Origin of the sequence: uncultured Helcococcus sp., assembly GCF_946998255.1 — a bacterium.
Taxonomy (GTDB): domain Bacteria; phylum Bacillota; class Clostridia; order Tissierellales; family Peptoniphilaceae; genus Helcococcus.
The window spans coordinates 1-23,781 of record NZ_CAMPYN010000016.1 but is presented as its reverse complement, the minus strand read 5'-3'; the positions used below and the strand labels follow the sequence as shown (position 1 = coordinate 23,781).

20 protein-coding genes, 1 tRNA gene and 1 other RNA gene are annotated in these 23,781 nt (G+C 30.5%); 16 read left to right on the top strand and 6 right to left on the bottom strand.

All coding sequences use genetic code 11. The features are described from left to right. The 5 genes from Q0U66_RS02515 to Q0U66_RS02495 form a co-directional block, all read left to right on the top strand. A partial coding sequence (locus tag Q0U66_RS02515; protein WP_297377140.1) for a site-specific DNA-methyltransferase occupies positions 1-386 on the top strand: 386 nt, incomplete at its 5' end. After that, the gene (locus Q0U66_RS02510; protein WP_297377138.1) at positions 376-1,257 is read left to right on the top strand and encodes a type II restriction endonuclease; all 882 of its coding nucleotides are present in this window, start codon (positions 376-378) and stop codon (positions 1,255-1,257) included. The genes Q0U66_RS02515 and Q0U66_RS02510, both read left to right, overlap by 11 nt. Positions 1,258-1,630: 373 nt before the next feature. After that, entirely contained in the window at positions 1,631-5,059 is a 3,429-nt protein-coding gene (locus tag Q0U66_RS02505) for an SIR2 family protein (RefSeq protein WP_297377136.1), read from the top strand. A 65-nt stretch (positions 5,060-5,124) separates the two neighbouring features. Next, positions 5,125-5,805, top strand: coding sequence for a DUF4357 domain-containing protein (locus Q0U66_RS02500; protein ID WP_297377134.1), 681 nt, complete (start codon positions 5,125-5,127; stop codon positions 5,803-5,805). A 38-nt stretch (positions 5,806-5,843) separates the two neighbouring features. Further along, complete coding sequence (locus Q0U66_RS02495; RefSeq protein WP_297377132.1) at positions 5,844-6,392, top strand: GNAT family N-acetyltransferase; 549 nt, start codon at positions 5,844-5,846, stop codon at positions 6,390-6,392. 76 nt (positions 6,393-6,468) lie between these two features. Here the strand turns inward: Q0U66_RS02495 and Q0U66_RS02490 are convergent, their stop codons facing one another. Both Q0U66_RS02490 and Q0U66_RS02485 read right to left on the bottom strand, forming a co-directional pair. Beyond that, positions 6,469-7,893, bottom strand: coding sequence for a 6-phospho-beta-glucosidase (locus tag Q0U66_RS02490; protein ID WP_297377131.1), 1,425 nt, complete (start codon positions 7,891-7,893; stop codon positions 6,469-6,471). 8 nt (positions 7,894-7,901) lie between these two features. Continuing rightward, positions 7,902-9,806 (bottom strand): beta-glucoside-specific PTS transporter subunit IIABC, encoded by a 1,905-nt coding sequence (locus tag Q0U66_RS02485; protein ID WP_297377129.1) that lies wholly within the window; start codon positions 9,804-9,806, stop codon positions 7,902-7,904. 309 nt (positions 9,807-10,115) lie between these two features. Between Q0U66_RS02485 and Q0U66_RS02480 the strand changes: the two genes are divergently transcribed. The 6 genes from Q0U66_RS02480 (at position 10,116) to Q0U66_RS02455 (ending at position 15,207) form a co-directional block, all read left to right on the top strand. Further along, complete coding sequence (locus Q0U66_RS02480; RefSeq protein WP_297377127.1) at positions 10,116-10,688, top strand: hypothetical protein; 573 nt, start codon at positions 10,116-10,118, stop codon at positions 10,686-10,688. Positions 10,689-10,836: 148 nt separating this feature from the next. Beyond that, complete coding sequence (locus tag Q0U66_RS02475; protein WP_297377125.1) at positions 10,837-12,195, top strand: potassium transporter TrkG; 1,359 nt, start codon at positions 10,837-10,839, stop codon at positions 12,193-12,195. A gap of 7 nt (positions 12,196-12,202) precedes the next feature. Then, entirely contained in the window at positions 12,203-12,844 is a 642-nt protein-coding gene (locus tag Q0U66_RS02470; RefSeq protein WP_297377123.1) for a TrkA family potassium uptake protein, read from the top strand. 133 nt (positions 12,845-12,977) lie between these two features. Further along, positions 12,978-13,706 (top strand): ATP-binding cassette domain-containing protein, encoded by a 729-nt coding sequence (locus Q0U66_RS02465; protein ID WP_297377121.1) that lies wholly within the window; start codon positions 12,978-12,980, stop codon positions 13,704-13,706. Continuing rightward, on the top strand, positions 13,699-14,370 hold the full coding sequence (locus Q0U66_RS02460; RefSeq protein ID WP_297377119.1) for a methionine ABC transporter permease: 672 nt from the start codon (positions 13,699-13,701) through the stop codon (positions 14,368-14,370). Before Q0U66_RS02465 ends, Q0U66_RS02460 begins: the two co-directional genes overlap by 8 nt. Next, positions 14,371-15,207: a MetQ/NlpA family ABC transporter substrate-binding protein gene (locus Q0U66_RS02455; RefSeq protein WP_297377117.1), complete on the top strand. Its 837-nt coding sequence runs from the start codon at positions 14,371-14,373 to the stop codon at positions 15,205-15,207. 45 nt (positions 15,208-15,252) lie between these two features. On the opposite strand, the gene Q0U66_RS02450 is transcribed toward Q0U66_RS02455, so the two are convergent. The 3 genes from Q0U66_RS02450 to ssrA form a co-directional block, all read right to left on the bottom strand. Further along, positions 15,253-16,335 (bottom strand): serine hydrolase, encoded by a 1,083-nt coding sequence (locus Q0U66_RS02450; RefSeq protein ID WP_297377115.1) that lies wholly within the window; start codon positions 16,333-16,335, stop codon positions 15,253-15,255. Between the two features lie 295 nt (positions 16,336-16,630). Next, a tRNA-Ala gene (locus Q0U66_RS02445) sits at positions 16,631-16,706 on the bottom strand. Between the two features lie 8 nt (positions 16,707-16,714). Continuing rightward, positions 16,715-17,064: a transfer-messenger RNA gene (ssrA, locus tag Q0U66_RS02440) on the bottom strand. A gap of 83 nt (positions 17,065-17,147) precedes the next feature. On the opposite strand from ssrA, the gene Q0U66_RS02435 reads away from it, so the two are divergent. From Q0U66_RS02435 to Q0U66_RS02425, 3 genes are all read left to right on the top strand, one after another. Then, positions 17,148-17,615 carry a ribonuclease domain-containing protein gene (locus tag Q0U66_RS02435; RefSeq protein WP_297377113.1) on the top strand — a complete coding sequence of 156 codons (468 nt, stop codon included), beginning with the start codon at positions 17,148-17,150 and terminating at the stop codon, positions 17,613-17,615. Further along, positions 17,608-18,384 (top strand): barstar family protein, encoded by a 777-nt coding sequence (locus Q0U66_RS02430; RefSeq protein WP_297377111.1) that lies wholly within the window; start codon positions 17,608-17,610, stop codon positions 18,382-18,384. Before Q0U66_RS02435 ends, Q0U66_RS02430 begins: the two co-directional genes overlap by 8 nt. 127 nt (positions 18,385-18,511) lie before the next feature. Continuing rightward, positions 18,512-18,775, top strand: a complete 264-nt coding sequence (locus Q0U66_RS02425; protein ID WP_103981859.1) for a PTS transporter subunit EIIB — start codon at positions 18,512-18,514, stop codon at positions 18,773-18,775. Positions 18,776-18,872: 97 nt separating this feature from the next. Here Q0U66_RS02425 and Q0U66_RS02420 read toward each other — a convergent pair whose 3' ends face one another. Beyond that, entirely contained in the window at positions 18,873-19,388 is a 516-nt protein-coding gene (locus tag Q0U66_RS02420; RefSeq protein ID WP_297377107.1) for a QueT transporter family protein, read from the bottom strand. Positions 19,389-19,555: 167 nt separating this feature from the next. Between Q0U66_RS02420 and Q0U66_RS02415 the strand changes: the two genes are divergently transcribed. Together Q0U66_RS02415 and Q0U66_RS02410 are read left to right on the top strand one after the other, a co-directional pair. Next, positions 19,556-20,497 (top strand): ROK family protein, encoded by a 942-nt coding sequence (locus Q0U66_RS02415; RefSeq protein ID WP_297377105.1) that lies wholly within the window; start codon positions 19,556-19,558, stop codon positions 20,495-20,497. Between the two features lie 48 nt (positions 20,498-20,545). Continuing rightward, positions 20,546-23,781 (top strand): PD-(D/E)XK nuclease family protein (locus tag Q0U66_RS02410; protein WP_297377103.1); only part of this gene is annotated, 3,236 nt, incomplete at its 3' end.

The window sequence follows — 23,781 nt, the reverse complement described above, 5'->3', positions numbered from 1 at the left end:
GTAGATATTTTACGCATTCTACGGAAACTGTTCTATGGGCTAGAAAAAATGATAAAAAAGCTCGTCATTATTATAATTATGAACTAATGAAAAAATATAATGGTGGTAAACAAATGAAAGATGTTTGGGAAGGGGCTTTGACTCCACAAATTGAAAAGATATACGGAAAACATCCTACGCAGAAACCTGAGTATTTATTACATAGAATAATTGAAGCTTCTACTAAAGAAGGGGATTTAATATTAGATCCTTTTTTAGGGTCAGGAACTACAGGAGTTGTATCCAAAAAATTAAATAGACAATTTATAGGAATAGAAGAATGTGAAGAATATTTAGAAATTGCAAAAAGACGAATAAATAGTTTAGGAGTAAAATATGAATTATAGTAATAAATTAGAATACTTTATTAACACTTTGTCTATGTCAAATAAAACACCTAATTATTTTATTAATTGGGAAAAAGTAGTAAGAAATACAAATGAGTTTGAATTAGAACTAAATACTTTAAATTACTTAGTTGGAAAAAAGGATATTGTTAATGAGACAAGAATGCTTTTTAGAAAACAACCAGATCTTATAAAAGCAATTCCTTCTTTAATTGCTGAAAGAAATAAAGAGCTTGTAATTTTAGATCTAAATGAATTTGTTATGACATATAAAAATCTTAACTTTAAGAATATAGATAAAGATAATATAGATTCATATGTAGATTTTTGTGAAAGTATAGGATTATTAGATTTTATTAAAAATCATGCGAATAAATCACTTGTAGATTATGTATATGGTGTTGAAGCTGGCTTAGATAGTAATGGAAGAAAAAATAGAAGTGGAACTAATATGGAAACAATTGTTGAAGATTACGTTTCAAGCATTGCAGAGGAGTACAATTTAGATTATATGCCTCAAGCAAAAGCATCACAAATTTTATCTAAATGGGGGAAAAATGTCCCAACTGATAAAGCTAATAGAAGTTTTGATTTGGCTATATATACTAAAACTACAGATAGATTATTTTTAATTGAAACAAATTACTACAATGGCGGAGGTAGTAAATTAAAATCGGTTTGTGGTGAATTTATGAATCTTAATAGACTAATAAGTGAAGATAAAAATATAAGTTTTATATGGGTAACAGATGGTCAAGGCTGGAAAACAGCTATAAACCCAATTACTGAAGCTATGGAGGAAATCGATAATATATTAAATCTTCACATGATTTTTAGTGATGGAGCATTGAAAGATATTTTAAGTAAATAATTTTATATAGATTTCAAGCCTTAAATTAATGTTAAGTTATTCATAATTAATAAATACGTAAAGAAATTAAAAAAAATAAATATGGATATAAAAAAGATGATTGATTTAAAATCGATTATCTTTTTTTTTTGTTGAATTAGTTATATTAGAACAAGCATTATAAAAAAACATAAAAATTGGATAAGATAATAATATATATATTATAATAAAATAAGAGAAAATAATAAGTTTTAATAGCTTTTCAATATAACTTAAATTGACGATGCATTTTATCATGAAGTTGACGCTATAAAAGCTTATTGAATATTATTTCATATATAGATAATAAAAGTTGTAAGAAGATAATATATTCTGAACATTGAGGAGTGACCTAATGCTAATAAATGGTATTGATTATCCAGAATCTTTGGTAGATGCGATGAAAAATAATAAACTTGTAATATTTGCTGGTGCTGGAGTGTCTATGGGAGAACCAACAAAATTACCAAGTTTTAACAAACTAACTGATGAAATCTCAGAATTAATAAATACACCAAAAAACGAAGGTGTCCCAGATGATCAATATCTTGGTAAAGTAAAAAATTTAGGGCATGATGTACACGCTGATGTGTGCGATATTTTAAATAAAAAAGATTTAAAATCTAATAAATATCATAAAATATTAACTAAATGTTTCTTAGATAAAAATTTAAGAATAGTAACAACAAATTATGATGTAATGTTTGAACAGATACTAGAGAAAAATAAAAGAGAATTTAAAATATTCTCAAATCCAGCATTTCCATATGGTAATGATTTTAATGGGATAGTGCATTTACATGGAATCGTTAATGAACCTAAAAATATAATATTAACAGATTCTGATTTTGGCAAAAGCTATATGCTTGATGGAAATGTTTCTAAATTTTTAAAAGAATTATTTGAATCAGATTACGTTATACTTTTTGTAGGATATAGTTATAACGATATTGTAATGAAATATTTCACTAGATCATTACCTGATTTATCAGGTTCAAAGAGATATATTTTTTCAACTGAAGATATGATAGATGATTATAAACATTTAGGTATGACTCCCACATTATATAAAAAAGATAATTATGAACAATTGTATAAATCAATATCTAGGCTATCTAGCTTAGTATTAAGAGATGGAAATAAATGGATTATAAGAATAAATGATATCACTGAAAAAAATCCAATTAATTTAGATGAAGAATTTAGATTTGAGATAATGGAGATACTTAATAATATTCATTATACTAACTATTTTTTTGAAAGAATAAATGGCAGTGAGTGGGCTTCATATCTTTTTAATGAGGGTTTACTGGATGAGATTTTTACTGAGGGAAAACTTAATGACATTTCACTTAAAAAGACGGAATGGTTATGTAATAATATACTAATTACTGACACTAACTTATTCATTAAGTTTTATCAAGAAAAAAAATTTTGTTTAAACATTAATATGCAATATCAAATACTTAGGACTATTTTTAATAGAGAAATTGATATAGAAAAAATTAAAATTTTAATAAATCTAATAGATTTTACAAAATTGAATTACTATTCATTAATAGGATTATTAGATTTATGCTGTAAATATAGCTTAGAATTAGAATACGTAGCTGGCGAAATATTATCGGCAATATTAAAGTTTAAAATAAAAATTAAATATCAAGATATGATTTCAATAGATTTTATTTTTGACGAATATAATCTTCCTTTAATATGGAATAAATATAAAACATTCAGTAATAAATACAATCTAAAAATATTAAATGCAATAGCAATGGAATTGCATTCTTTGGAAAAATTTAAAAGTATTGGTATAAATATAGATGATTTTATTTTTTCATCATTTTATAAAAATGAGGATGATTATATTAGTTCTAAAGATTCCTTCATGTTTATTATGAAAAAATTGCTTTTAGGATTAAATAAAGAAAATAAGAATTATTGGATTAAAAACTATATTTCTTCAAATATAAAAATATTAACTAAATCTGCGTTATTATTACTTGAAAAATCTTCTGAGATACCTAAAAGTGAGAAGCTACAAATATTGAAAAATAATAGAATAAAAATAGTTGATTTAGATTATAAAGAAGAATTATTTTATTTATATAAAAATATTTTTCCGGATTTAAATAATAATGAGAAAAAAGTTTTTTTAGACGATTTAATGCATGAAGAAAAACTTAATGAAAAATTTAGTGATAAAACTTATTATTATCAAAAATATAATTTATTAATCTGGTTAGAAAAGTGTGATAAAGATAATCAAGATATAAAGAAATATATTAAAATGATATTAAATAAATATCCTTATTTTAAGCCTAGAGAAAATCCGGAATTAATAGTTGGAGAATCTATTACAATATGGGGAGATGCCCCCTTACCATATACTGAAAAAGAAATAATTAATAATATTGAAGAATTGTTTGATGAATTTTTAATATATTCAGGGGATGGATTTGAAAATGCAGAAAGATTTACATTAATTAAAACTATAGAAAATATATGTATAAAAAATTTAGAGTTTAGAAATAGATTAATATCTTTATTGTTAATAAATAATGAGATGCAAAATGATATTTGGAAAAGTGTTATAAATTCTTTGCATAAACTAGAAGTATCGAATAAAGAATTAATAAATATTTTGGATGATATTTTCATTCTTCCTTTAATTGATAGATTTTGTTTTGAGTTTTCGTTTAGTTTTTTTTCTATAATAAATGCATGTAAAAAAATAGATTGTATTGTGTTAGATTATCTATTTAATAAATTAAAAACTCTATGGAGATATTCAGAAAATATTGATATATCTATGGAAGGTGGAAATTACTTATCAAAAGCTTTAAATACGTCTAAAGGATGTATAGCCTATTCTGTTATAAAGTTAATTTCTTTATCAGTACAGGATAATGAAAAAAAGATTTTAGATAAAAAATTTAAAGATTTTTTATGTGAAATAATGGAAGATAATGATTATGCTTTTACTAATGTTGTAATCATCGGAAATGCTTCTTTACTGTATAGTCTTGATAAAGATTGGAGTAGAAAACATATACTAAGTAAATTTAACACTTCTGATAAAGAGTTGTTAAATATAATTTGGTATGGCTTCTTATATCAATCATATTTATATCCTGAGCTTGCTGAAGCTATGGAAAATAAGTTTCATAAGGCTATTAGAGATATTGAAATTTTTAATAATGATTTAAGAAAAAATATGATTGAAAGTTATGTATCTCTAATTATAAATTATTCAGACAATCCTATTAAAGATTATATACCCAATATATTTCACGATGACGTACCAAAAGAAAATATAGGGATATTTTATTCAAGATTATCTTATTATGTGAAATTGCTTGATAAGGAGGGAAAAAGAAGATTATTCAATAATTGGATTTTAGATTTTTTAATAAATCGTACAAAAAATTATCCGATAAAAACTACTGACTATGAAAAAAATTTGATACTAAAGTTTTTAATAAATTTTCCAGAAGAAATAAATTCAATTGATGATATTATTAATAATTTAGATAAAGATTTTATAATAGATAATAATATTTTATCTTCCTTACTGTTTAAAGTTGAAGTGACTAGATCTAATTCAGAAGTCATAAATATAGTATTTACTAAAATTACTGATCAAATGAAAAATAACACTGAAAACAATATTCCTTTTTTTATTGCGGATGAGTTAAAAAATATATTTGAAAAAATTTTGGAGTTTAATCTTAATACTAGAAAATTAGAAGAAAATATTAGATTTATTGGAATTATTAAATAACTATTTTCTACGTTTTAAAATGTATAGAATGATTTTTAAAAAGAAATAATAAAAACGAGGTAAAAATGTCCAAAGGTATAATTTATGTAATGACGACTGTAGTTCCTGGTCTTCTAAAGATAGGGAAAACCGGTAGCAATAACTATGAATCAAGGATGTATCATTTAGAAAAAAATGGATATTCTAATGTTACAGGCTTGACTCGTAGGTTTGCTATAGAAGTTGAGGATTATGATGAAAAGGAAAAGTTAATTGATGAAATTTTTATAAAAAGCAAGGTTTCAAACACTGAATTATATGCTTTAGATGAAGATTTAGTTGTTAGCTTACTTTCATCATTTGAAGGAACTATTATCTATCCTAAAGAAAAGACAAAAGAAGAAATCTTTGATGATTCTTCAAAAGAATTAGAGTCAAAATCTGATCTGAAATTTATTCCTAATGGTAGATATTATTTAAATAGAAACGTCAAAGGATTCGGTAGAGTTAAAGGTGAAGCCATAGTTGAAGATGGTATAATTAAGGTCTTAAAAGGAAGTAAATGTGCTCCAACTAAAGATGGTTATCTTCCGGAAATAAGAAAAAAAGCAAGAATAGAGAATGATATTTTAATAGAAGATGTAGTTTGTGGTTCTCCATCGACTGCTGGATTACTTGTAATTGGTAGATCTAATAACGGTTGGGTAGAATGGAAAGATAAAAATGGTAAGAAGCTAGCTGTTTTCAGAGATGAAGATAAAAGATAGCTGGGTAGTTAAAATACGTTTATAATAGAGGTAAAACTATGATACTAGAAACAAAAAGACTAATCCTAAGACCCTGGGAAAAAGCAGACGCCCAAAGCCTATACGAAAATGCAAAGAATCCAAAAGTAGCTCTAATAGCTGGATTTCCACCTCACAAAAGTGTTAAGGAAAGTCTATATATTATAGAAAACATATTTACTGGATCAGAATGCTACGCTATATGCAAAAAAGAAGATAATATAGCTATTGGTTCAATAGAACTTAAAATGAAAAGCGAAATGTTTGATGAAAATATAAAAGACGAATGTGAGATAGGATTTTGGATAGGAGAAAAATATTGGGGGAATGGATTCGCAACTGAAGCTGGAGAAAGACTTATCCAGTATGCCTTTGAAGAATTAGGAATGAATGTAATCTGGGCCAATTATTTTGCAGGAAATGAAAAGTCTAAAAGAGTCCAAGAAAAATTAGGATTTGTACATTACAAAACTTTTGAAAATCAAAAAGCAAAATTAATAGATAAAACAACTGATTTTAATTTCACTAAATTTACTAGGGAAAGATATTTACTTAATACAGGAAGATAGAGGAATGATACTCTATAAACAAAAATAACTGCCTATAAGCTAAACACTTATAAACAGTTATTTTTTATTTTAAAGTTTATAAAACTTCACCATTAGATTCTATTACTTTTTTATACCAATCAAATGATTTTTTCTTGTATCTTCTTAAATCTCCATTACCTTCATCATCTCTATCTACATAGATGAATCCATATCTCTTAGACATTTGACCTGTACCAGCTGAAACTAAATCAATTGGTCCCCAGGTAGTATAGCCGAGTAAATCAACACCATCTAATTCAACTGCATCTTTCAGAGCCTTGATATGGTCTCTTAAATAGTCAATCCTATAATCGTCTTCAACAGTACCATTGACCAATTCATCCTTGGCACCATATCCATTTTCAACAATGAATAAAGGTTTTTGATACCTATCATATATTTGATTTAATGTATATCTCAATCCCTTTGGATCAACTTGCCAACCCCAATCAGATGCTTTTAGATAAGGATTTTTAATTGAAGAGATGTCATTTGATGAAGTAGTATTTTTCAATACTTCAGGGTCTGTACTTGCAACCCTTGTAGAATAGTATGAGAAGGAAACAAAGTCTACTGTATGGTCTTTTAATAACTTCATTTCTTCTTCTGTGGTTTCTATCTCTATTCCTAATCTTTCCATTTCCTTTATAGCATAGTTAGGGTATTCACCTCTAACATGGACATCTGTAAAGAAATAGTTTTTTCTATCATTTAAGTATGCTTCAAAAACATCATCAGGATTAGGTGTGTATGGATAGGTTGATCCACCTAAAAGCATACAACCAATCATATTGTTTTCATCAACTTCGTGTCCGATTTTTGTAGCTAAAGCAGAAGCTACAAGCTCATTGTGAGCTGCTTGGTATTTAACCTGGTCTCTATTTTCTCCTTCTTCAAAAACGATACCTGCACCCATAAAAGGTCTGTGAAGTAGCATATTGATTTCGTTGAATGTTAGCCAGTATTTAACTTTGCCTTTATATCTGTTAAATAAAACTGTTACTAGGTTTTCAAAGAAAACAATCATCTTTTTATTTCGCCATGAACCATACTCTTTAATCAAGTGTACAGGACAATCGAAGTGTGAGATAGTCACTAGAGGTTCTATACCATATTTTAACAATTCATCTATTAATTCATCGTAAAATTTTAGTCCTTCTTCATTAGGTTCTTTTTCATCACCTTTTGGGAAAATTCTACTCCATGCTATACTAAATCTATATACTTTAAAGCCCATTTCAGCAAATAAAGCTATATCTTCTTTGAATCTGTGATACATGTCTATACCTTCTTTAGCAGGGTAGAAATAGTTATCATCAAATTCAAGCATTTTTTTGTCACCTGTAGTAACTTCGTATCTATCAGGACCTGCAGGCAATAGGTCAACATTGGCTATGCCTCTTCCACCTTCTAAATATCCACCTTCAGCTTGGTTAGCAGCAGTTGCTCCTCCCCATAAAAAATCTTTTCTTAAAGACATTTTACCTCCTAGTTTAAAACAGTTATAAGTTCTTCTTTTCTTTCAATTGTTTTTTTGTTATTAGCTACTGGAATGACATCAACCATATCATCAGTATTTGTAACTACTATAGGTGTTACAGTTTCAAAACCTTTTTCTTTTAATAATTCTAAATCAACTTCAATTAGATCTTGGCCTACTTCAATTTTATCTCCATTTTTTACTAGAGCCTTGAATCCTTGGCCATCTAAATTAACTGTGTCCATACCAATGTGGATTAGTATTTCTACACCTGAATCAGATGTGATACCTATAGCATGGTTGGTGTTAAATAGCATGGTTACAGTTCCTTTTACAGGAGATGAAACCTTTCCATCTGTTGGCTCAATGGCAATACCCTTACCTAGAGCTCCTGAAGCAAATGCTTGATCATTTATATTTTTTAATTCTATAACTTCACCCTTTAATGGGGAATAGATTATTTCTTCTTTGTTGTTTTCTTCAGTAATTGTTTTTGCATTAGATACTTCATTGCTTTCTTCTGTACTTTCTGATTCATCTTTCCAGAATAGTAATGTAAGTATGAAACCGATTAAAGTTGCTGATAACATTGCTACCATAACTCTTAGTAATCCTTCTCCTTCTGGACTGATATAGTTAGGAATAGCAAAAATACCTAATCCTCCAGAGTTATATCTAGTACCTCCCATAGCCATGAATAAAGCACCTGATATAGCACCACCAATACATGAATATACGAAAGGTTTCTTTTCAGGTAGTGAGAATCCGTATATTGCTGGTTCTGTTATACCAAATATACCTGAAATGATTGCTGGTACGGCTATAGCTTTCTTTTTAGGATTTTTGAGTTTTAAATACATTGCCACAACAGCAGCTGTTTGAGCAAAAGATGGAGCAAAGTTTGCAACCATTATTCTATCCCAACCTTGAGTTTGGAATACAATTAAACCTATAGGTATAACTGCCCAGTGTAATCCGAATATTACTAATATTTGCCATACACCACCTAGGATTAATCCAAATAATATAGGGCTAAATCCTATTAATGATTCAAATGCTAATCTTAAAGCATTAGTTAGTAAAGCCATAACAGGTCCTATAATTAGATGACCTAAAACCATTGTGATTAATAAGGTAAAGAATGGAACAAAGAATCCTTGTAATACATTTGGTACAAAGTCTTTAGCTTTTCTTTCAACCCAGGATCCAAATCCTATAATTGCAATTATAGGGACAACTGATCCACCATAGTTTTCAGTAACTAAAGGAACACCTAAAAACTTAGTATAGTATTCTCCAACAAGTGGTAATTGTCCTAAAGCTTCTCCACCAGCGCTTAAGGCAGACTTTTGTAAGGCTGGATAAACTAAGGCGCCAGCCATTACTATACCTGTAACTGGGTTTAGTTTGAATTTCTTACTTGCAGAATATGCCACTACAAATGGCATAAAGGTAAAGATTGCATCACCAATTGCTGTTAGTGTTAATTGAGTACCTGTGCCTGTAAATCCTGGTATTAAAAATCCAAGTAATACAACTAATCCTTTTATAATACCTGATGCAGCTAGTGTACCCAATATTGGTTGAAAGATTGAGCTCATTAAATCAATGAATTTATTAAATAATCCTTTGCTTTCCTCTTCGGAACTTTCGCTAGATCCACTTAAGCCAGCAACTTCAACTACATCTTCATATACTCTAGGTACATGGTTTCCGATAACAACCTGGTATTGACCACCAGATTTCATTAAAGTAACTATTTCATCGTTATTCTTAAAAAACTCATCATTTGCTTTAGATTCATCCTTTAATCTAAATCTTAACCTTGTAATACAATGAGTTAAACCATTGATATTTTCTTTACCGCCGACATTTTCTACTATGTCTTTGGCTAAACTTTCATATTTTCCCATTTTATTCTCCTATATATATTTTTAATTTTTTTCATGGTAAGATCTTTACCATCTAGTAATTGAAAAGGCTTATTAGCTTATAATTACTATTACTTCCTCCTGTTAATAGTTTATAATAAAATAAAATCTATAACAAGGATGACTAGTTCTGCTGTTTGGTTTTGAAATAACATAAACACATATGATCTAGTCTATAAATTTTAAAAATTCAATTTCTGGATATGCTATATTGAATAAAAATATAAAAATGTTTTTATTTTAACAAATATATTGTATAATAAAACAAAAAATAAATTTATAGGAGTAGAAATGAAGAAAAAATTAGTTATACTATTTTCACTTACTCTGCTATTAACAGCTTGTAAAAATAACACAGTTAATGATAATAAAGAAACAGCAAAAGAGACTCAACAAGAAACTAATGAAGAAGACATGACTAAAGCGCAAGGAGTATATCTAGGGAATGGCTTCTTCTCAGAAGAAATAGTTGTTGAAGGAAAAACTTATAACCAGCTGATGCAAGTTCAAACTCCAGAAGGAACTAATCTAGAATTAGGAAAATTCTACGAATATGAATATGATGGAACTACATCTTCGCTACCTATAAGAACTTCTGTTGAAAAGATAGAATCCCTAGCACTTACGAAAGTTCAAAAGATAAGTGAAGATACTGCTAATGAGATTTTACAATATGTAGAGAACTCTAAAGCTATCTACAAAGAAGCTGATAAGAAACTAGATAATTCTGAAAAAGTAATTGATGAAAGTCTTGACCAATTAGATAGAAAGACAGTAATAATTGCATACGGAAAAGACTCAGATAAATTAGTGGAAACACTAAAAGAAAAAGGTTTTGAGATTGTTTTAGAGATGATTAAATAGGAAAGTTAAAAAGATAGAGAGTGCGATGGCTAGAGGTCATCGTTCTTTTTTATGCAATTGATTTATTTGAAATTTATTAATAAATAAACGTGCAAAATTTTCTTCCAATTCCCACTTTTAGTGTTATACTAGATACTTAGGAGTAGATATGAATTTAAAAAAGACAAAGTTTTATAAAAAATATATAGAAAAAAGACCAACAAGGTTGATTCTCTTTATGTATCTGGCAGTGATACTTGTGGGAACTATTTTGTTGATTTTACCAATTTCATCCAAGGACAGAGTTTTTACTAGACCCCTAGATGCAGCCTTTACGGCCGTATCAGCAACTTGTGTGACTGGTTTGGTTACCCTGACATCAGCTGTTCATTGGTCGGCCTTTGGTAAAATTGTGATAATCACACTTATCCAACTAGGTGGACTTGGGGTAATGACTGCAGCATCCTTTATATCAATTTTATTAAATAAAAGGTTTACCATATCTGATAGACTCCATCTTTCAGAAGAAAGAAATGCTATGTCTATTTCAGGGATCATAAGAATGGTGAAATTTGTACTTGTATCAACATTCTTACTAGAAGGAATAGGGGCAATATTTTTATCCTTTAGCTTTATACCAGAATTTGGTTTAGGAAAGGGGATTGCTTATTCAATCTTCCATTCTATATCAGCCTACTGTAATGCTGGTTTTGATATAATCGGGAATGATTCCCTGGCACCATATGCGACAAATGTGAATGTATCCTTGGTGGTATCATTCTTAATCATTTTGGCAGGTTTAGGATATCCAGTATTCAGCGACTTAAAGAAAAATAAATTTAACTATAAAAAATATAAGTTACATACAAAATTAGTTTTGATAATAACAACAATTTTGCTAGTAGTCCCAACAGTGCTATTTATAGCTATTGAATACAATAATCCACAAACCTTGGGAGAATATAGCTTCTTTAATAAGATTTTAGTAGCATTCTTCCAATCAACTACTTTAAGGACAGCAGGTTTCTATACAAGCCCTCAAGCCTTGTATATGAATGCTTCCGCAGTCCTTATGGTCTTGCTAATGTTTATAGGGGGATCTCCTGCAGGTACTGCGGGTGGTTTTAAAACAACAAGTTTTCTTTCCTTGTTTATCATTACAAAATCTAATGTAAAGCAAGACAAAGAATTCAATATATTTAATAAAAGACTACCAAAAGACACAGGTGCAGAGGTCACATCTATATTTACTATATCCATGGCCTGGATAGTGACAGCAATCTTTTTGGTATCACTCGTTGAAGTGAACATGTCAAATCTTGATATCATTTATGAAGTTATCTCAGCTTATGGTACAGTTGGACTTACAAGAGGGATCACACCAAACTTACATGGATTTTCAAAACTGGTTATCATGGCTACCATGCTTTTTGGTAAGATAGGTCCCTTGTCAATCATAGTTGCCTTGAGTAGGAAAAATCCAAGCAAGTCATATAAATTACAAGAAGAAAATATTTTAATAGGTTAGGAGAAGTATGAAACAATATACAGTAATAGGTCTGGGCAGGTTTGGTAAATCTGTAGCCAGAGGACTATATGAATTAGGAAATGAAGTGATAGTCATTGATATAGACGAAGAGAATGTAAATGCCTTGGGAGATAATCTTACATCTGCCCTTATAGGTGACTCAACCCAGGTAGATATTTTGAAGGCTGCTGGGGTTACAGAAGTTGACGTAGTAATCATCGGGGTAACAGACTTCAAAACTTCAGTCATGACTGCAGCCCTATGTGAAGAATTAGGTGCTAAAAAAATAATTGCCAAGGCTAGGGATGAAATTCACCAACAAATACTTACAAAGGTAGGGGTGGAAAAGGCTATTATTCCAGAAAAGGAATCTGGAAAAAAATTAGCCCACAACCTTGTTTATGGTAATGCGATTGAAATGCTTCATTTGGATTCGGACTATGAAATTGTAGAAATCATAGTTCCAGAAAAGTGGATAGGCAAGACTTTAATACAATTAGATGTTAGAAATAAATATGGGTTAACCATATTAGGTATAAATAGGGATCAAAAATTTATTGGTAACCCTGATCCCTCTACAGATTTCAAAACTGGAGATACAGTATTGATAATGGGAGAAATGGAAGCTGTAAATATGTTTACATTATAAATATTTAAGCTGTCAAAGATACACTTTGGCAGCTTTTTATGTACCTAGAAATAGGCAATGTGACCTTGAGCATAGATATATCTTTTTTTCTATGTCATAATGAAAAAGAGATTGAAAAACATAAGGATGTAAAATGGTACTTGAATTTGAAGGTGTAAAAAAAGAATACAAATCTTCCAACTTTAAGCTTGATGGTATAAACTTTGACCTTGCTGAAGGCGAAGTTTTGGGCTTGATTGGACAAAACGGATCGGGTAAGTCGACTATATTAAAGATGGCCAACCAGCTTGTGAAGCAAGATAGTGGAAACATAAAATATATGGGTCAGCCACTTGAGACCATGTCAGATGAAGACTTGAGACAGACTAGAAAAAAGATTGTCTATATATTTCAGTCGGCAAATCTTTTAGAAAATAAGACTGTCCTATATCATTTGAAGCTAGTCTATAAGCTAAATAAGACCAGGGTTGATGAAGAAGAAATAGATGAAATCTTAGATTTTATGCAAATATCTAGGCTTAAAAAATCATATGTAAGACACTTAAGTGGGGGACAAAAGCAAAAACTTGCCATAGCCATGGCGCTTATACAGAAACCTAAGGTTCTTTTATGTGATGAAATTTCCTCTGCTCTAGATGCTAGTGCGGAAAAGGAAATATTTGATTTATTGGCTAAGATAGTTGAAGAAAAAAAGATTTCTATTATCATCATTTCTCACAACCTAGATGTCTTAAAGAACTTCTCTGACAGGATTCTTCTTTTAGACAAGGGACAGATTCAAAAGGAAATCATTCCAAATAAGTCAACCAACAAGCAAGAAGATAACTATTTCAACCATGTAGTGGAGTATTTCTATGATTAATTTATTAATAGAAAATAAGGAAGGGATTTGGCAGGCCTTCGTTGAAACCAATATAATGATGGGACTTTCGATATTTATCTCTATTATAGTATCTATCCCACTAGGTTCACTTTTATTTGCCCTAAGCCAGGATTATCTCTTAAAAAATAGAACCCTCTATCAAATTTTAAGTATTGGATTAAATATAATCAGGTCCATACCATTCTTACTATTTATATTTATAATGATACCGGTAAATAGGGCGATTTGGGGGACTTCATTTGGAGTCATATCATCCATCATCCCGCTTAGCCTGGTAACTATAAGTATATATGCAAGATTTGTGGAGCAGGCCTATTTGAGTGTTGACGCCAATATAGTGGATAGGGCCATTTCAATGGGAGCTAGCAGGTACCAGATTATCAGATACTTTCTACTTCCATCCATTCTTAATGATTTAATCCTATCCTTTACATCAACTATTATTTCTCTGCTGTCATATTCGACAGTCATGGGGGTAATAGGTGCAGGAGGCCTGGGTGACTATGCCTTTAGAGAGGGCTACCAACAATACAATTATCAAATGATGTATTTAATCATAATAATTTTTGTACTTTATGTTTTTATTATCCAATCAATTGGTTATTTTATAGCTAAAAAAGTAAATAAATATAAGGAGTCTTAAATGAAGAAAGTTTTAGCAGTATTGATGGCGTTGACTATATTTTTAGTGGGATGTTCAAAAGCAGACCAAAATCCTAAATCAAGCAAAGAAACTGTAAAAGAAGCGAGTGGAGAATTAGAGACAGTTGAAGTTGCTTCACACACAAGTCCAATGACTGATATCTTGGAATTAATAAAAGATGATATGAAAGAAGCTGGTTACAACCTAGAAATTGTAAAGGTTTCAGACAACGTTCAAGCTAATGTTGCTTTACAAAATAGGGAAGTAGATGCAAACTTCTTCCAACACGAACCATTCATGCAACAATTTAACGATGGTAATGATGGTGATTTAATCAAGGCAACACCAGTATATAATGCTTTAGTAGCATTTTATTCAAACACAGTAAAGAGTCTTGATGAATTAAAAGATGGAGCAGTTGTTGCTATACCAAATGATCCAACCAATAGGACAAGAGCTTTAAGAATGTTGGCCTCTTCAGGTTTAATTAAATTAGATGATCCTGAAAGTTACAACTTGGAAGTAAGTAATGTAAGTGAAAACCCTAAAAATCTTGTTTTCAAGGAATGGGGACTATTAAACTTAAATGAAGCTTTTAAAGAATCAGATTTAACCTTTAACTACCCAACCTATATCGATGCTTTAGGCTTAAAACCTGAAACAGATGGTTTAATTTTAGAACCAGAAGCAGACCAAACTTTTGCTATTACTTTAGCTGCTAGAAAAGAAAATGTAGATTCAGATGAATTAAGAGCTTTAATTAAGGCTATAAATTCAGAAAAGGTAAAAGAATTTATAGAAACAAATCTAAAAGGCCACGCAAAGGTTGCTTTCTAGTAAAAAAGGTTTCGGAAATATCCGAAACCTTTTGTCTTTTAAATTTTATTCTTCTATCAAACACCCATAAACTTCCTTTATCATATCATTGGCTATTTTCTTTCTTTCAAGTCTCATATATGTGTTGTGGTGGGTGAGATTTGACATGAGGACAATGATTATTTTATTTTTAAAGTCAAGCAGATATGCAGGTCCTGTGTAGCCTGAAAAGTACACAGTCTTGTCACTTGACTTATCTGGAATTTCATTTTCTTCCTCTATTTCGTTTCTAAGTCTAGCACCCATTAGACAATAGGGCTTGGATAGACTTTGGATTTTTATATCTTTGGACTCTTTTAATTTTTCCTTATTTAAGCCATTTATATCATCATGGTCTAGGAGTGATTTGAAAAAATCGCCCTTGATAATATTTTCTTCCATAATAGCTTGCAAAAATTTCAATAGGTCTTTTGAATTTATAAAAATACCGGCATGACCTAGGATAAGACCATAATCTATTGCAAGCCTTGACTTTGGGTCGTGGGGCAGACCAATCCTTTCATCTTGGTTTATACTTTTATCGGGAAATACTTCAAATCTTGTATCAGCTAAGTTTTCTTTACTTGGACTGTATGTCAAAGAAGATAAATTATATGGGGTTTTCATTTTTTCATATACAAGGTCTTGGTAGTCTTTTTTATAGGACTCTTCTAAAAGTCTTCCCAAAAGCATATAGTGAACATCACTATATTGTGGTATTTGACTATAGACATAAGACTCATTTAAAAGATCGATCATTTGCTCTTTGGATTTAGCTTCCTTTAAGTGTCTTGGTGTCCAGATTTCCTGCCTATGAGCTAAAAGATCGCTTATTTTTATATGACCAAGATTTTTATAGGCTGGATCGATATCACAGATCTCTGTATCCAAGTCAAAAATTCCATCTTGGACAGCTATAAAAGTAAGAATAGCTGTAAAAGTTTTTGATAGGGAGGCTATGTCATAAAGGGTCTCATCATTTACAAGACCTGGATAGTTGTAGGAAAGATTGCCAGTATTGTGTATTTGATTTTGATTATTAGCTAGGAAGGCTAAGGAATATCCGCTGCTGTGGCTTCCTAGGTTTTTATTTAATATTTTATTTATCATGGCTAAATTATAGCATATTTTATATTTACTAATAAAAAATCAGGTAGTCTACCTGATTTTACTTTACTTACTAATTTTATTCGTTTTCTTCTTTTCCAGTCCAATAGCTAATTATCTTTGGAGCCTGTGTACATGCCCAAATAAAAGCTGCAGTAGAGGCTAATTCTAATAATAATTCCATAAGCCCTCCTAAGTAATATATGTACAATAAGTCCTTCGCTTTAGATATAAATATCTTATAGTTACATTTTTACTTATTCAATAAAACGGCCTGTATAAAGCCGTTTTATTGTAGTGGTGGAGATGATCGGGATCGAACCGACTACCTCTTGAATGCCATTCAAGCACTCTCCCAAATGAGCTACATCCCCATATTTATTGGTGGAGGTAAGGAGAGTCGAACTCCTGTCCAAAATAGCTTCCCAAAGACTTTCTACATGTTTAGTTGATTTTTAATTTTCCCATTTTATATGTGAACCAACAAAACAAATAAAATGGTAGCTTCATAAAATCCTAGTCTAGGCAAAGCTTACTAGACTTAGTTTGCCCACTTAAATATGATACCAGTTGCTAGTCGTGGGGTCTAACAAGTGGCAAGCTGACTTAAATTAAGCAGCTAAAGCGAAGTTATTATCTTCTGCATTTAAATTTAATTTGCTATTTTTAGGAAGTATGCCCTTCCACATGCTTATCTATGTTCCAATATCCTGTCGAAACCAGAATACCCCCATATCTGTATATATGATTATATTATTAAAGACAGTTATAGTCAAATTTATGTTATAATGGTCTAGATAAGAAATGGAGGAAATGTGAGAAATCCAAAGAACTTTAAATTATACCTAATAATATTCTTAATTTTTGCTGTACTATTTGCTAAAAATCTTTTGATAGACAACAATACTGATGACCAAGAGCAGCTTGTAGAAAATGCTGAAGTCGTAGAAGATGGTAAATACTACAGCAAGGACCAGGTAGCCCTGTACTTGCACAAGTATAAAAAATTACCAGCAAATTATTTGAAAAAATCGGAAGCTAAAAAGCTTGGTTGGGATGCATCAAAGGGAAACCTATGGGATGTAACCGACAAGGGTGTCATCGGGGGTGATAGGTTTTCAAATAGAGAAGGCAAGCTTCCAACAGATAAAAAATACTTTGAAGCAGATGTAAACTACCAGGGAGGCTTTAGAGGGCCTGAAAGATTAGTTTATACAGACCAAGGCCAGGTCATTTACTTTACAGGCGACCATTATAAAAATTTCGAGGTTTTATATGAATAAAATAATTTTAGACGGTAGAGACTACACAAGCAAGGAAGACTTTCACAAGGATATGAAAAAGAAATTTGATTTTCCAGACTTTTACGGTGAAAATCTGGATGCCTTGTGGGATTTATTGAGTGAAAAGAATGCCTTAGATATAGAAATCAAACATTCTTCAGACTTTATAAAAAATCTAGGAGACTACGGTAAACTAATCATTGACTTGTTTATAGACTTAAGAGAAGAAGGTTTTACTGTAATTTTAGATGAAGATGAGTCCATAACAATCAAAGAAATAGACGGCATAAGACCAAGCATTCCTACTTCAGCCTATATTGCAGAAGGGGCAAGGGTCATGGGGAATGTAGTCCTTGGAGAAAATGTTTCAGTCTGGTACAATGCAGTAATCCGAGGAGACTTGAAAAATAAAATTGTAATAGGGGACAATTCAAATGTTCAAGATAATGCAGTAATCCATTTGTCGAGAGATTCCGAAGTATCTATAGGGAAGAATGTTACTATAGGTCATTCTGCAATTATCCATGGTGCAACTATAGAAGACAATGTTTTGATAGGTATGGGAGCAATTATCCTAGATGGGGCTCATATAAAGAAGAATACAATAATCGGTGCAGGTGCCTTAGTTACAGGAAACAAGGTGATAGAAGAGGGTTCAATGGTCATGGGTACGCCAGGGAAAGTTGTTAGACAATGTGGCCAGGAAGAAATTGAATCAATCACTGAAAATGCCAATTCTTACATTAATAATATAATTAGGCACAAATAATTTGAATTTTGACAAAAAAATTTGAAATATAAAAAATTATTGTGTATTATCATTTAGACTAGAAATAGTCTTAAACGATAGAAAATAAACAAAAGAGTAATTATGATAGAAAAAATTGGAGGTTAATATGAGCAATAACGATATGTCAGTTGTTATTTTAGAAAACCTAGGCGGAATTAGCAATATTGAATCAATGTCAGTTTGCGAAACCAGACTTAGAGTAAATCTAATAGACAATTCTTTAGCTAATAAAGAAGCTCTTAAAAACATCTATGGCGTAAGAGGTGTTGTAGAATTTGGACACCAATTACAAATAGTTTTAGGAGAACAAACAAAGGAAATAGCCGATGTTTTCTTTAACAAGCTAAAAATTAAAAACTCAACAAAATAAGAAATTAGAAAAATTGCTGCGGGATACCGTGGCAATTTTTTTGTGCAAAATAAACTGCCCAAAACTAGCAATTTAGTTTTGGACAGTTAAATAATTCCTAAAGATTTTTATTTGTTTCTAGATAGTGTCTATAAGATCCTATTGACTTTAAGAATGCGTCGTTTTTTTGCAGTAACTTAAATACTGGAACTGCAATCACAGTCATGATGATAAATTCTGAAGCCATTACTGTTGCTGTATGTAGCAAGAATCCACCTGGGATATGGGCTATTACTGACAATTCAAATCCTATGATAAAAGCAAATACAGTTGGCCATATTGAAGCCATCCATAAATTCTTTGATTTTCCAACAAAGTATAGGGCGATAGCCGTATGTAGGGTACCAAATATTAGGTCAGCGGCACCAAGTGTTGACCAGAAATTGGATATAAATACACCTAGAGTAACCCCAATTGCATTGATAGGATTGTAGAATGCTAGTAAGTTTAAAATTTCAGAATATCTAAATTGAATAGGACCGTATGCAACATCACCTAAACTTAGGGTTGCTACAACATATAAAGCAGCGATAACTGCCTGTCTAGACAAATCTTCTAAACTTAACTTTTTCATTTTTACCTCCGATTTTTTAAGTGGGTGCCGAATAAACACTTTTCTGTATTGAAAAAAACAATACCTCACTAGTTTATACTATTTATTAAAAGTCTACAAATAAATTTCTTAAAAACTATGATAAATTTGGTATAATAGAATAAATATAGAGATTTTGGGAGGAAAATATGTCTAAATATACAATTGGAGTAGATGTTGGCGGAAGATCAATGAAATTTGGACTTTTTGATGACAAGGGTAAGTTGCTTGATAAGTCAACCATTCCTACTAGAACACAAAACCAGGGTGAAAATATTTTACCTGATCTTACAGATCATTTAAAAAAGATTATAGAAAAACACGAGTTAACTAAAGAAAACTTAACAGGTATTGGCCTAGGTATGCCAGGACCTATCTTGAATGAAAAGATAATCAAGACCGCAGTTAACTTAGGTTTTAAAGACAATGTCAATGTAGCAGATTACATTAGCGAAAGATTAGATTTTCCTGTAAAAGTTGCAAATGATGCTAATGTTGCAGCCCTAGGTGAAGTATGGAAGGGTGCTGCAGAAGCATACAACAACGTAGTAATGGTAACTCTTGGTACAGGAGTTGGTGGTGGTGTTATTTTAGATGGTAAAATCCTTGCAGGTGTTACAGGATCTGGTGGAGAAATAGGACATATGCCAATTCTTGAAGAACCTTTAGAATGGACTTGTGGATGTGGTGGAAGCAGATGTCTAGAACAGGTTGCTTCAGCTACAGGTATAGAAAGATTAGCCCAAGATTACCTATTTGAAAGTGAAGAAGAATCTTCATTAAGAGATTTGGACTATATTGACGCTAGGGAAATCTTTCAAGCTGCCCAAGATGGTGATGATATAGCCGTTAAGGTAGTAGAGGAATATTTTGAAAACTTAGCCAGAGGCTTAGCTATCATAGCAGCAGTAGTTGATCCAGAAGCCTTTGTTTTAGGTGGTGGCGTTTCTAATGCAGGTGAATTTTTATTAGATGGTGTAAGAAAAGCTTATAGAAAACTTGCCTTTCCAGTTACTAAGGATGTTAAATTCTCCTTGGCTCAATTAGGAAATGATGCAGGAATGTATGGCGCTGCAAAAATGATGTTATAAAACTTTATCCAGGTCTTTTGACCTGGATATTTAGCATAAGGGGATAAAATGCAACTTTTAATTTCAAGATATGTGGAAGAAAATAAAAGATATTTATATGATTCCATCAAAGAAAAATTAAATGATAATAAAATAGTTTATTTGATAGTACCTGAACAATTTACCCTAGGTACAGAAATCGAAGCCTTTGAAGCCTTACAAATAAACTCAACCTTTAATTTAAAAATTAAATCTTTTACCAAGCTTGCTAATGAAATTATTCATCAAGCAGGTGGTAGAAGTTTAAATTTTATATCAGACCAGGCTAAATATTTGATGGTGCAATCAATACTTCTAGACCATAAAAACGACCTTAAAGTATTTCAAAACAATACAGAGGATAAAGAGTTTATTGAACTCTTGATAAGGTTGATGGACCAATTTGCAGACAATAACTTGGATGAAGTTGGACTTAGGGAAATAGTTAAAAAAATGGGTGATGATAGTGAATTAGGGAAAAAGTTGGAAGATATAAATTTAATATCATCTGAATATAGGAAATTACTAGCCCAATCTTCATATTCTACTAAGGATAAAAGTCAAATAGCTATTGAAAAGATAAGTCAAATGGATGCATTCAAAGATGCAGCTTTTTATTTTTATAGGTTCCATGATATGTCAAACAAAGAACTTGAAATGGTTAAAAGTATAAACGCTATTTCTGATTTTTCTTTTGTTAGTTTAATCTTAGACAAGCGTCTAATTTTGGGTGACAAGAGGCTAGTAAAAGATGCAGATGTTTTTGATATATCCCTAAATTTTTATAGGGGAATTAGAGAAACTATAGAAGATATTGAGATAATTAATCCTGCACCTATAAAAGACCAATCAGATGTAGAAATTCTACTTGCCAATATGTTTAGGTATGACTTGAATAATATTAAAAATGAATTTCCAGATCCTAAAAAAGAAAATAACACTACTGAAGAAGAAAATAATAATACAGAACAAGCTAATAAAAAATTATCCAATATTTATATCAACAAATTAAACAACACCGAAGATGAAGTTGATAATCTAGCCATATCAATTAAAAAGGATTTGGTCAATGAGGGATTAAACTACAAAGATATAGCTATTTTGGTCACAGAATCCAATGAATATTTTCCAAAGATAGAAAAAATATTTCAAGTAAATGGCCTGCCTTATTTCTTAGATGAGACCAGAAATCTATTGGATAATGCCATGGTCAAATATTTAAAATCCGCCATTAAACTACTTAAAAATGACTTAAGTCCACAAAATTTAATTCAATTTTTAAAATCATCATTCTTAAATGTTGATAGGAACAGTATGGACCTTTTCCAAAACTTTGTTGAAAGAAGAAACTTTTTTGGACCTATGCTTGTAGAGGATAAATATTATAATATAAGTCCTGGTCAAAGATACGAGGAAGAGGATAGGGAGAATTTAGAAAAAGTTACTGAAGTAAAAGATTTATTTAAAGATATCCTTGAAGTTGATGGGGAAAATATTTTTGACTTAATCCAAGATGATAAGCCTAAAACTTTCCAAGCCTATACTGAACTTCTATATAAGTTTTTTACAAAAGAGATTTTACTAACATCCTATAGCTCTTACGAAGAAAAGCAAGCTGAAGAAGATAATGAAGAAAATAGAATGATCTGGAATAGCTTTATTGAGCTTTTAGATGATATGTATCTAATGCCTGAGGCTGAAATTTCATTTTCCAGATATACCGATATTCTTCTTTCGGCTATAGACAACTTTAAGGTGGGTATTTTGCCTCCATCACAAGATCAAATAATGGTAGGTAATATAAAGAGGTCTAGGTTTAATAAGTGTAAAAAGATTTATGTTTTAGGTATGACAAATGTTTACTATCCTCCTGCCAATGATGATGTGGATATATTAAATGAAGAGGAAAAATTAAGTTTAGAGGCCTTTGATTTAAAGATAAGAAATACTAGAAAAAATAACAGTGCCAATGATTTATTATCCTTCTATGAAATATTGCATTCTGCCAAGGAAGAAATTGTATTTTCTTATTCACTAGTTAATTCTGGAAATGAAGCCATGGACCAGGCTTATATATTAAATTTTGTAAGGGTGCTTGTTAATAATGCTAATATTAAAATAGGGAAAATAAGTCCTTTAGACTATATTTATTCTAAAAATAAGTTGAATTCGTACCTACCTTATGTATTTGCAAAGACAAAAAATAATAGCCTAGTAAATGAAAAGGAAAAAATTTATTATGACTTGTTGTACAAAAAATTTGAAGGTGATGAAGATGAATACAATACAATTCTAAATGCTATAAATATATCTTCACAAGATAAGGCTAAGAATAATTTAGATCCTAACTTGGTAGATAAAATATTTAATTTAGACAAGTTTTCAGTAAGTCAACTTGAGACATTTAACTCTAATCCATACCACCACTTTATAAGGTATGGACTAAAACCTAGAGAATTTGACAATATCGAATTTTCAAGGATGGATACTGGTAATCTTATCCATGAATTTATGAAAGAATACCTGGACCAAACAATAAATAAGAAGCAAGAAGTTGATTCTAAAATTTTGTTTGAAAAAGTATTAAATGATTCCATGGAAGACTTTAAGACCTATGATTATAAAAATATGTTTTTTGCTAGACAAATGGGCCAAAATGCGGATGTTTATGCAAAATTCACTGAAAACCAATTAAAAGAATCAAATATCAAAGATATAGATTTTGAAATAAAATATGGTAGGGACAGCAAATATAAGGCTATAGAGATCAAAGTAGATGGTGAAGAGGTATTTATTGAAGGTAAAATTGATAGGGTCGACAAGTATTCATCAGAAGGAAATGATTATTACAGGATAATTGACTATAAGACGGGTAGCAAAGAATTTGATATTTCAAAGATCTATCATGGTATAGACCTTCAATTGTTACTTTATTTACAGTCGGTAGTTAAGTCCGATAAAAATTCAAAAGCCCTGGGGGCTTTTTACCAAAGCTTATCTGACCAATACTATATGCTAAAAGATACTTCAGAACTGTTAGATGAGAAAAAAGATTTGTTCGCTAATATGAAACTTGATGGAATAATGGTCAACAATGAAAAATTGATCAAAGAAACTGAAGAAAATTTCAATCCTGAAAAGGCGAGAGAATCAAGTGTTTATAAGTTTGCAGGAAGAAAAGGTAAATTTGTTGACAAAGAAAATGTAATTGATGAATCCTTGTTTGATCCTTTATTTGCCTATAATATAAAAAATATTGAAAAAAC

Bases quoted from the DNA above. Each gene is read 5' to 3' on its own strand.
- Q0U66_RS02475 (WP_297377125.1), top strand. From the start codon at position 10,837: ATGAATTTAAAAAAGACAAAGTTTTATAAAAAATATATAGAAAAAAGA.
- Q0U66_RS02500 (WP_297377134.1), top strand. From the start codon at position 5,125: ATGTCCAAAGGTATAATTTATGTAATGACGACTGTAGTTCCTGGTCTT.
- Q0U66_RS02495 (WP_297377132.1), top strand. From the start codon at position 5,844: ATGATACTAGAAACAAAAAGACTAATCCTAAGACCCTGGGAAAAAGCA.
- Q0U66_RS02465 (WP_297377121.1), top strand. From the start codon at position 12,978: ATGGTACTTGAATTTGAAGGTGTAAAAAAAGAATACAAATCTTCCAAC.
- Q0U66_RS02470 (WP_297377123.1), top strand. From the start codon at position 12,203: ATGAAACAATATACAGTAATAGGTCTGGGCAGGTTTGGTAAATCTGTA.
- Q0U66_RS02485 (WP_297377129.1), bottom strand. From the start codon at position 9,806: ATGGGAAAATATGAAAGTTTAGCCAAAGACATAGTAGAAAATGTCGGC.
- Q0U66_RS02480 (WP_297377127.1), top strand. From the start codon at position 10,116: ATGAAGAAAAAATTAGTTATACTATTTTCACTTACTCTGCTATTAACA.
- Q0U66_RS02415 (WP_297377105.1), top strand. From the start codon at position 19,556: ATGTCTAAATATACAATTGGAGTAGATGTTGGCGGAAGATCAATGAAA.
- Q0U66_RS02450 (WP_297377115.1), bottom strand. From the start codon at position 16,335: ATGATAAATAAAATATTAAATAAAAACCTAGGAAGCCACAGCAGCGGA.
- Q0U66_RS02425 (WP_103981859.1), top strand. From the start codon at position 18,512: ATGAGCAATAACGATATGTCAGTTGTTATTTTAGAAAACCTAGGCGGA.
- Q0U66_RS02510 (WP_297377138.1), top strand. From the start codon at position 376: ATGAATTATAGTAATAAATTAGAATACTTTATTAACACTTTGTCTATG.
- Q0U66_RS02490 (WP_297377131.1), bottom strand. From the start codon at position 7,893: ATGTCTTTAAGAAAAGATTTTTTATGGGGAGGAGCAACTGCTGCTAAC.
- Q0U66_RS02430 (WP_297377111.1), top strand. From the start codon at position 17,608: ATGAATAAAATAATTTTAGACGGTAGAGACTACACAAGCAAGGAAGAC.
- Q0U66_RS02420 (WP_297377107.1), bottom strand. From the start codon at position 19,388: ATGAAAAAGTTAAGTTTAGAAGATTTGTCTAGACAGGCAGTTATCGCT.
- Q0U66_RS02505 (WP_297377136.1), top strand. From the start codon at position 1,631: ATGCTAATAAATGGTATTGATTATCCAGAATCTTTGGTAGATGCGATG.
- Q0U66_RS02460 (WP_297377119.1), top strand. From the start codon at position 13,699: ATGATTAATTTATTAATAGAAAATAAGGAAGGGATTTGGCAGGCCTTC.
- Q0U66_RS02455 (WP_297377117.1), top strand. From the start codon at position 14,371: ATGAAGAAAGTTTTAGCAGTATTGATGGCGTTGACTATATTTTTAGTG.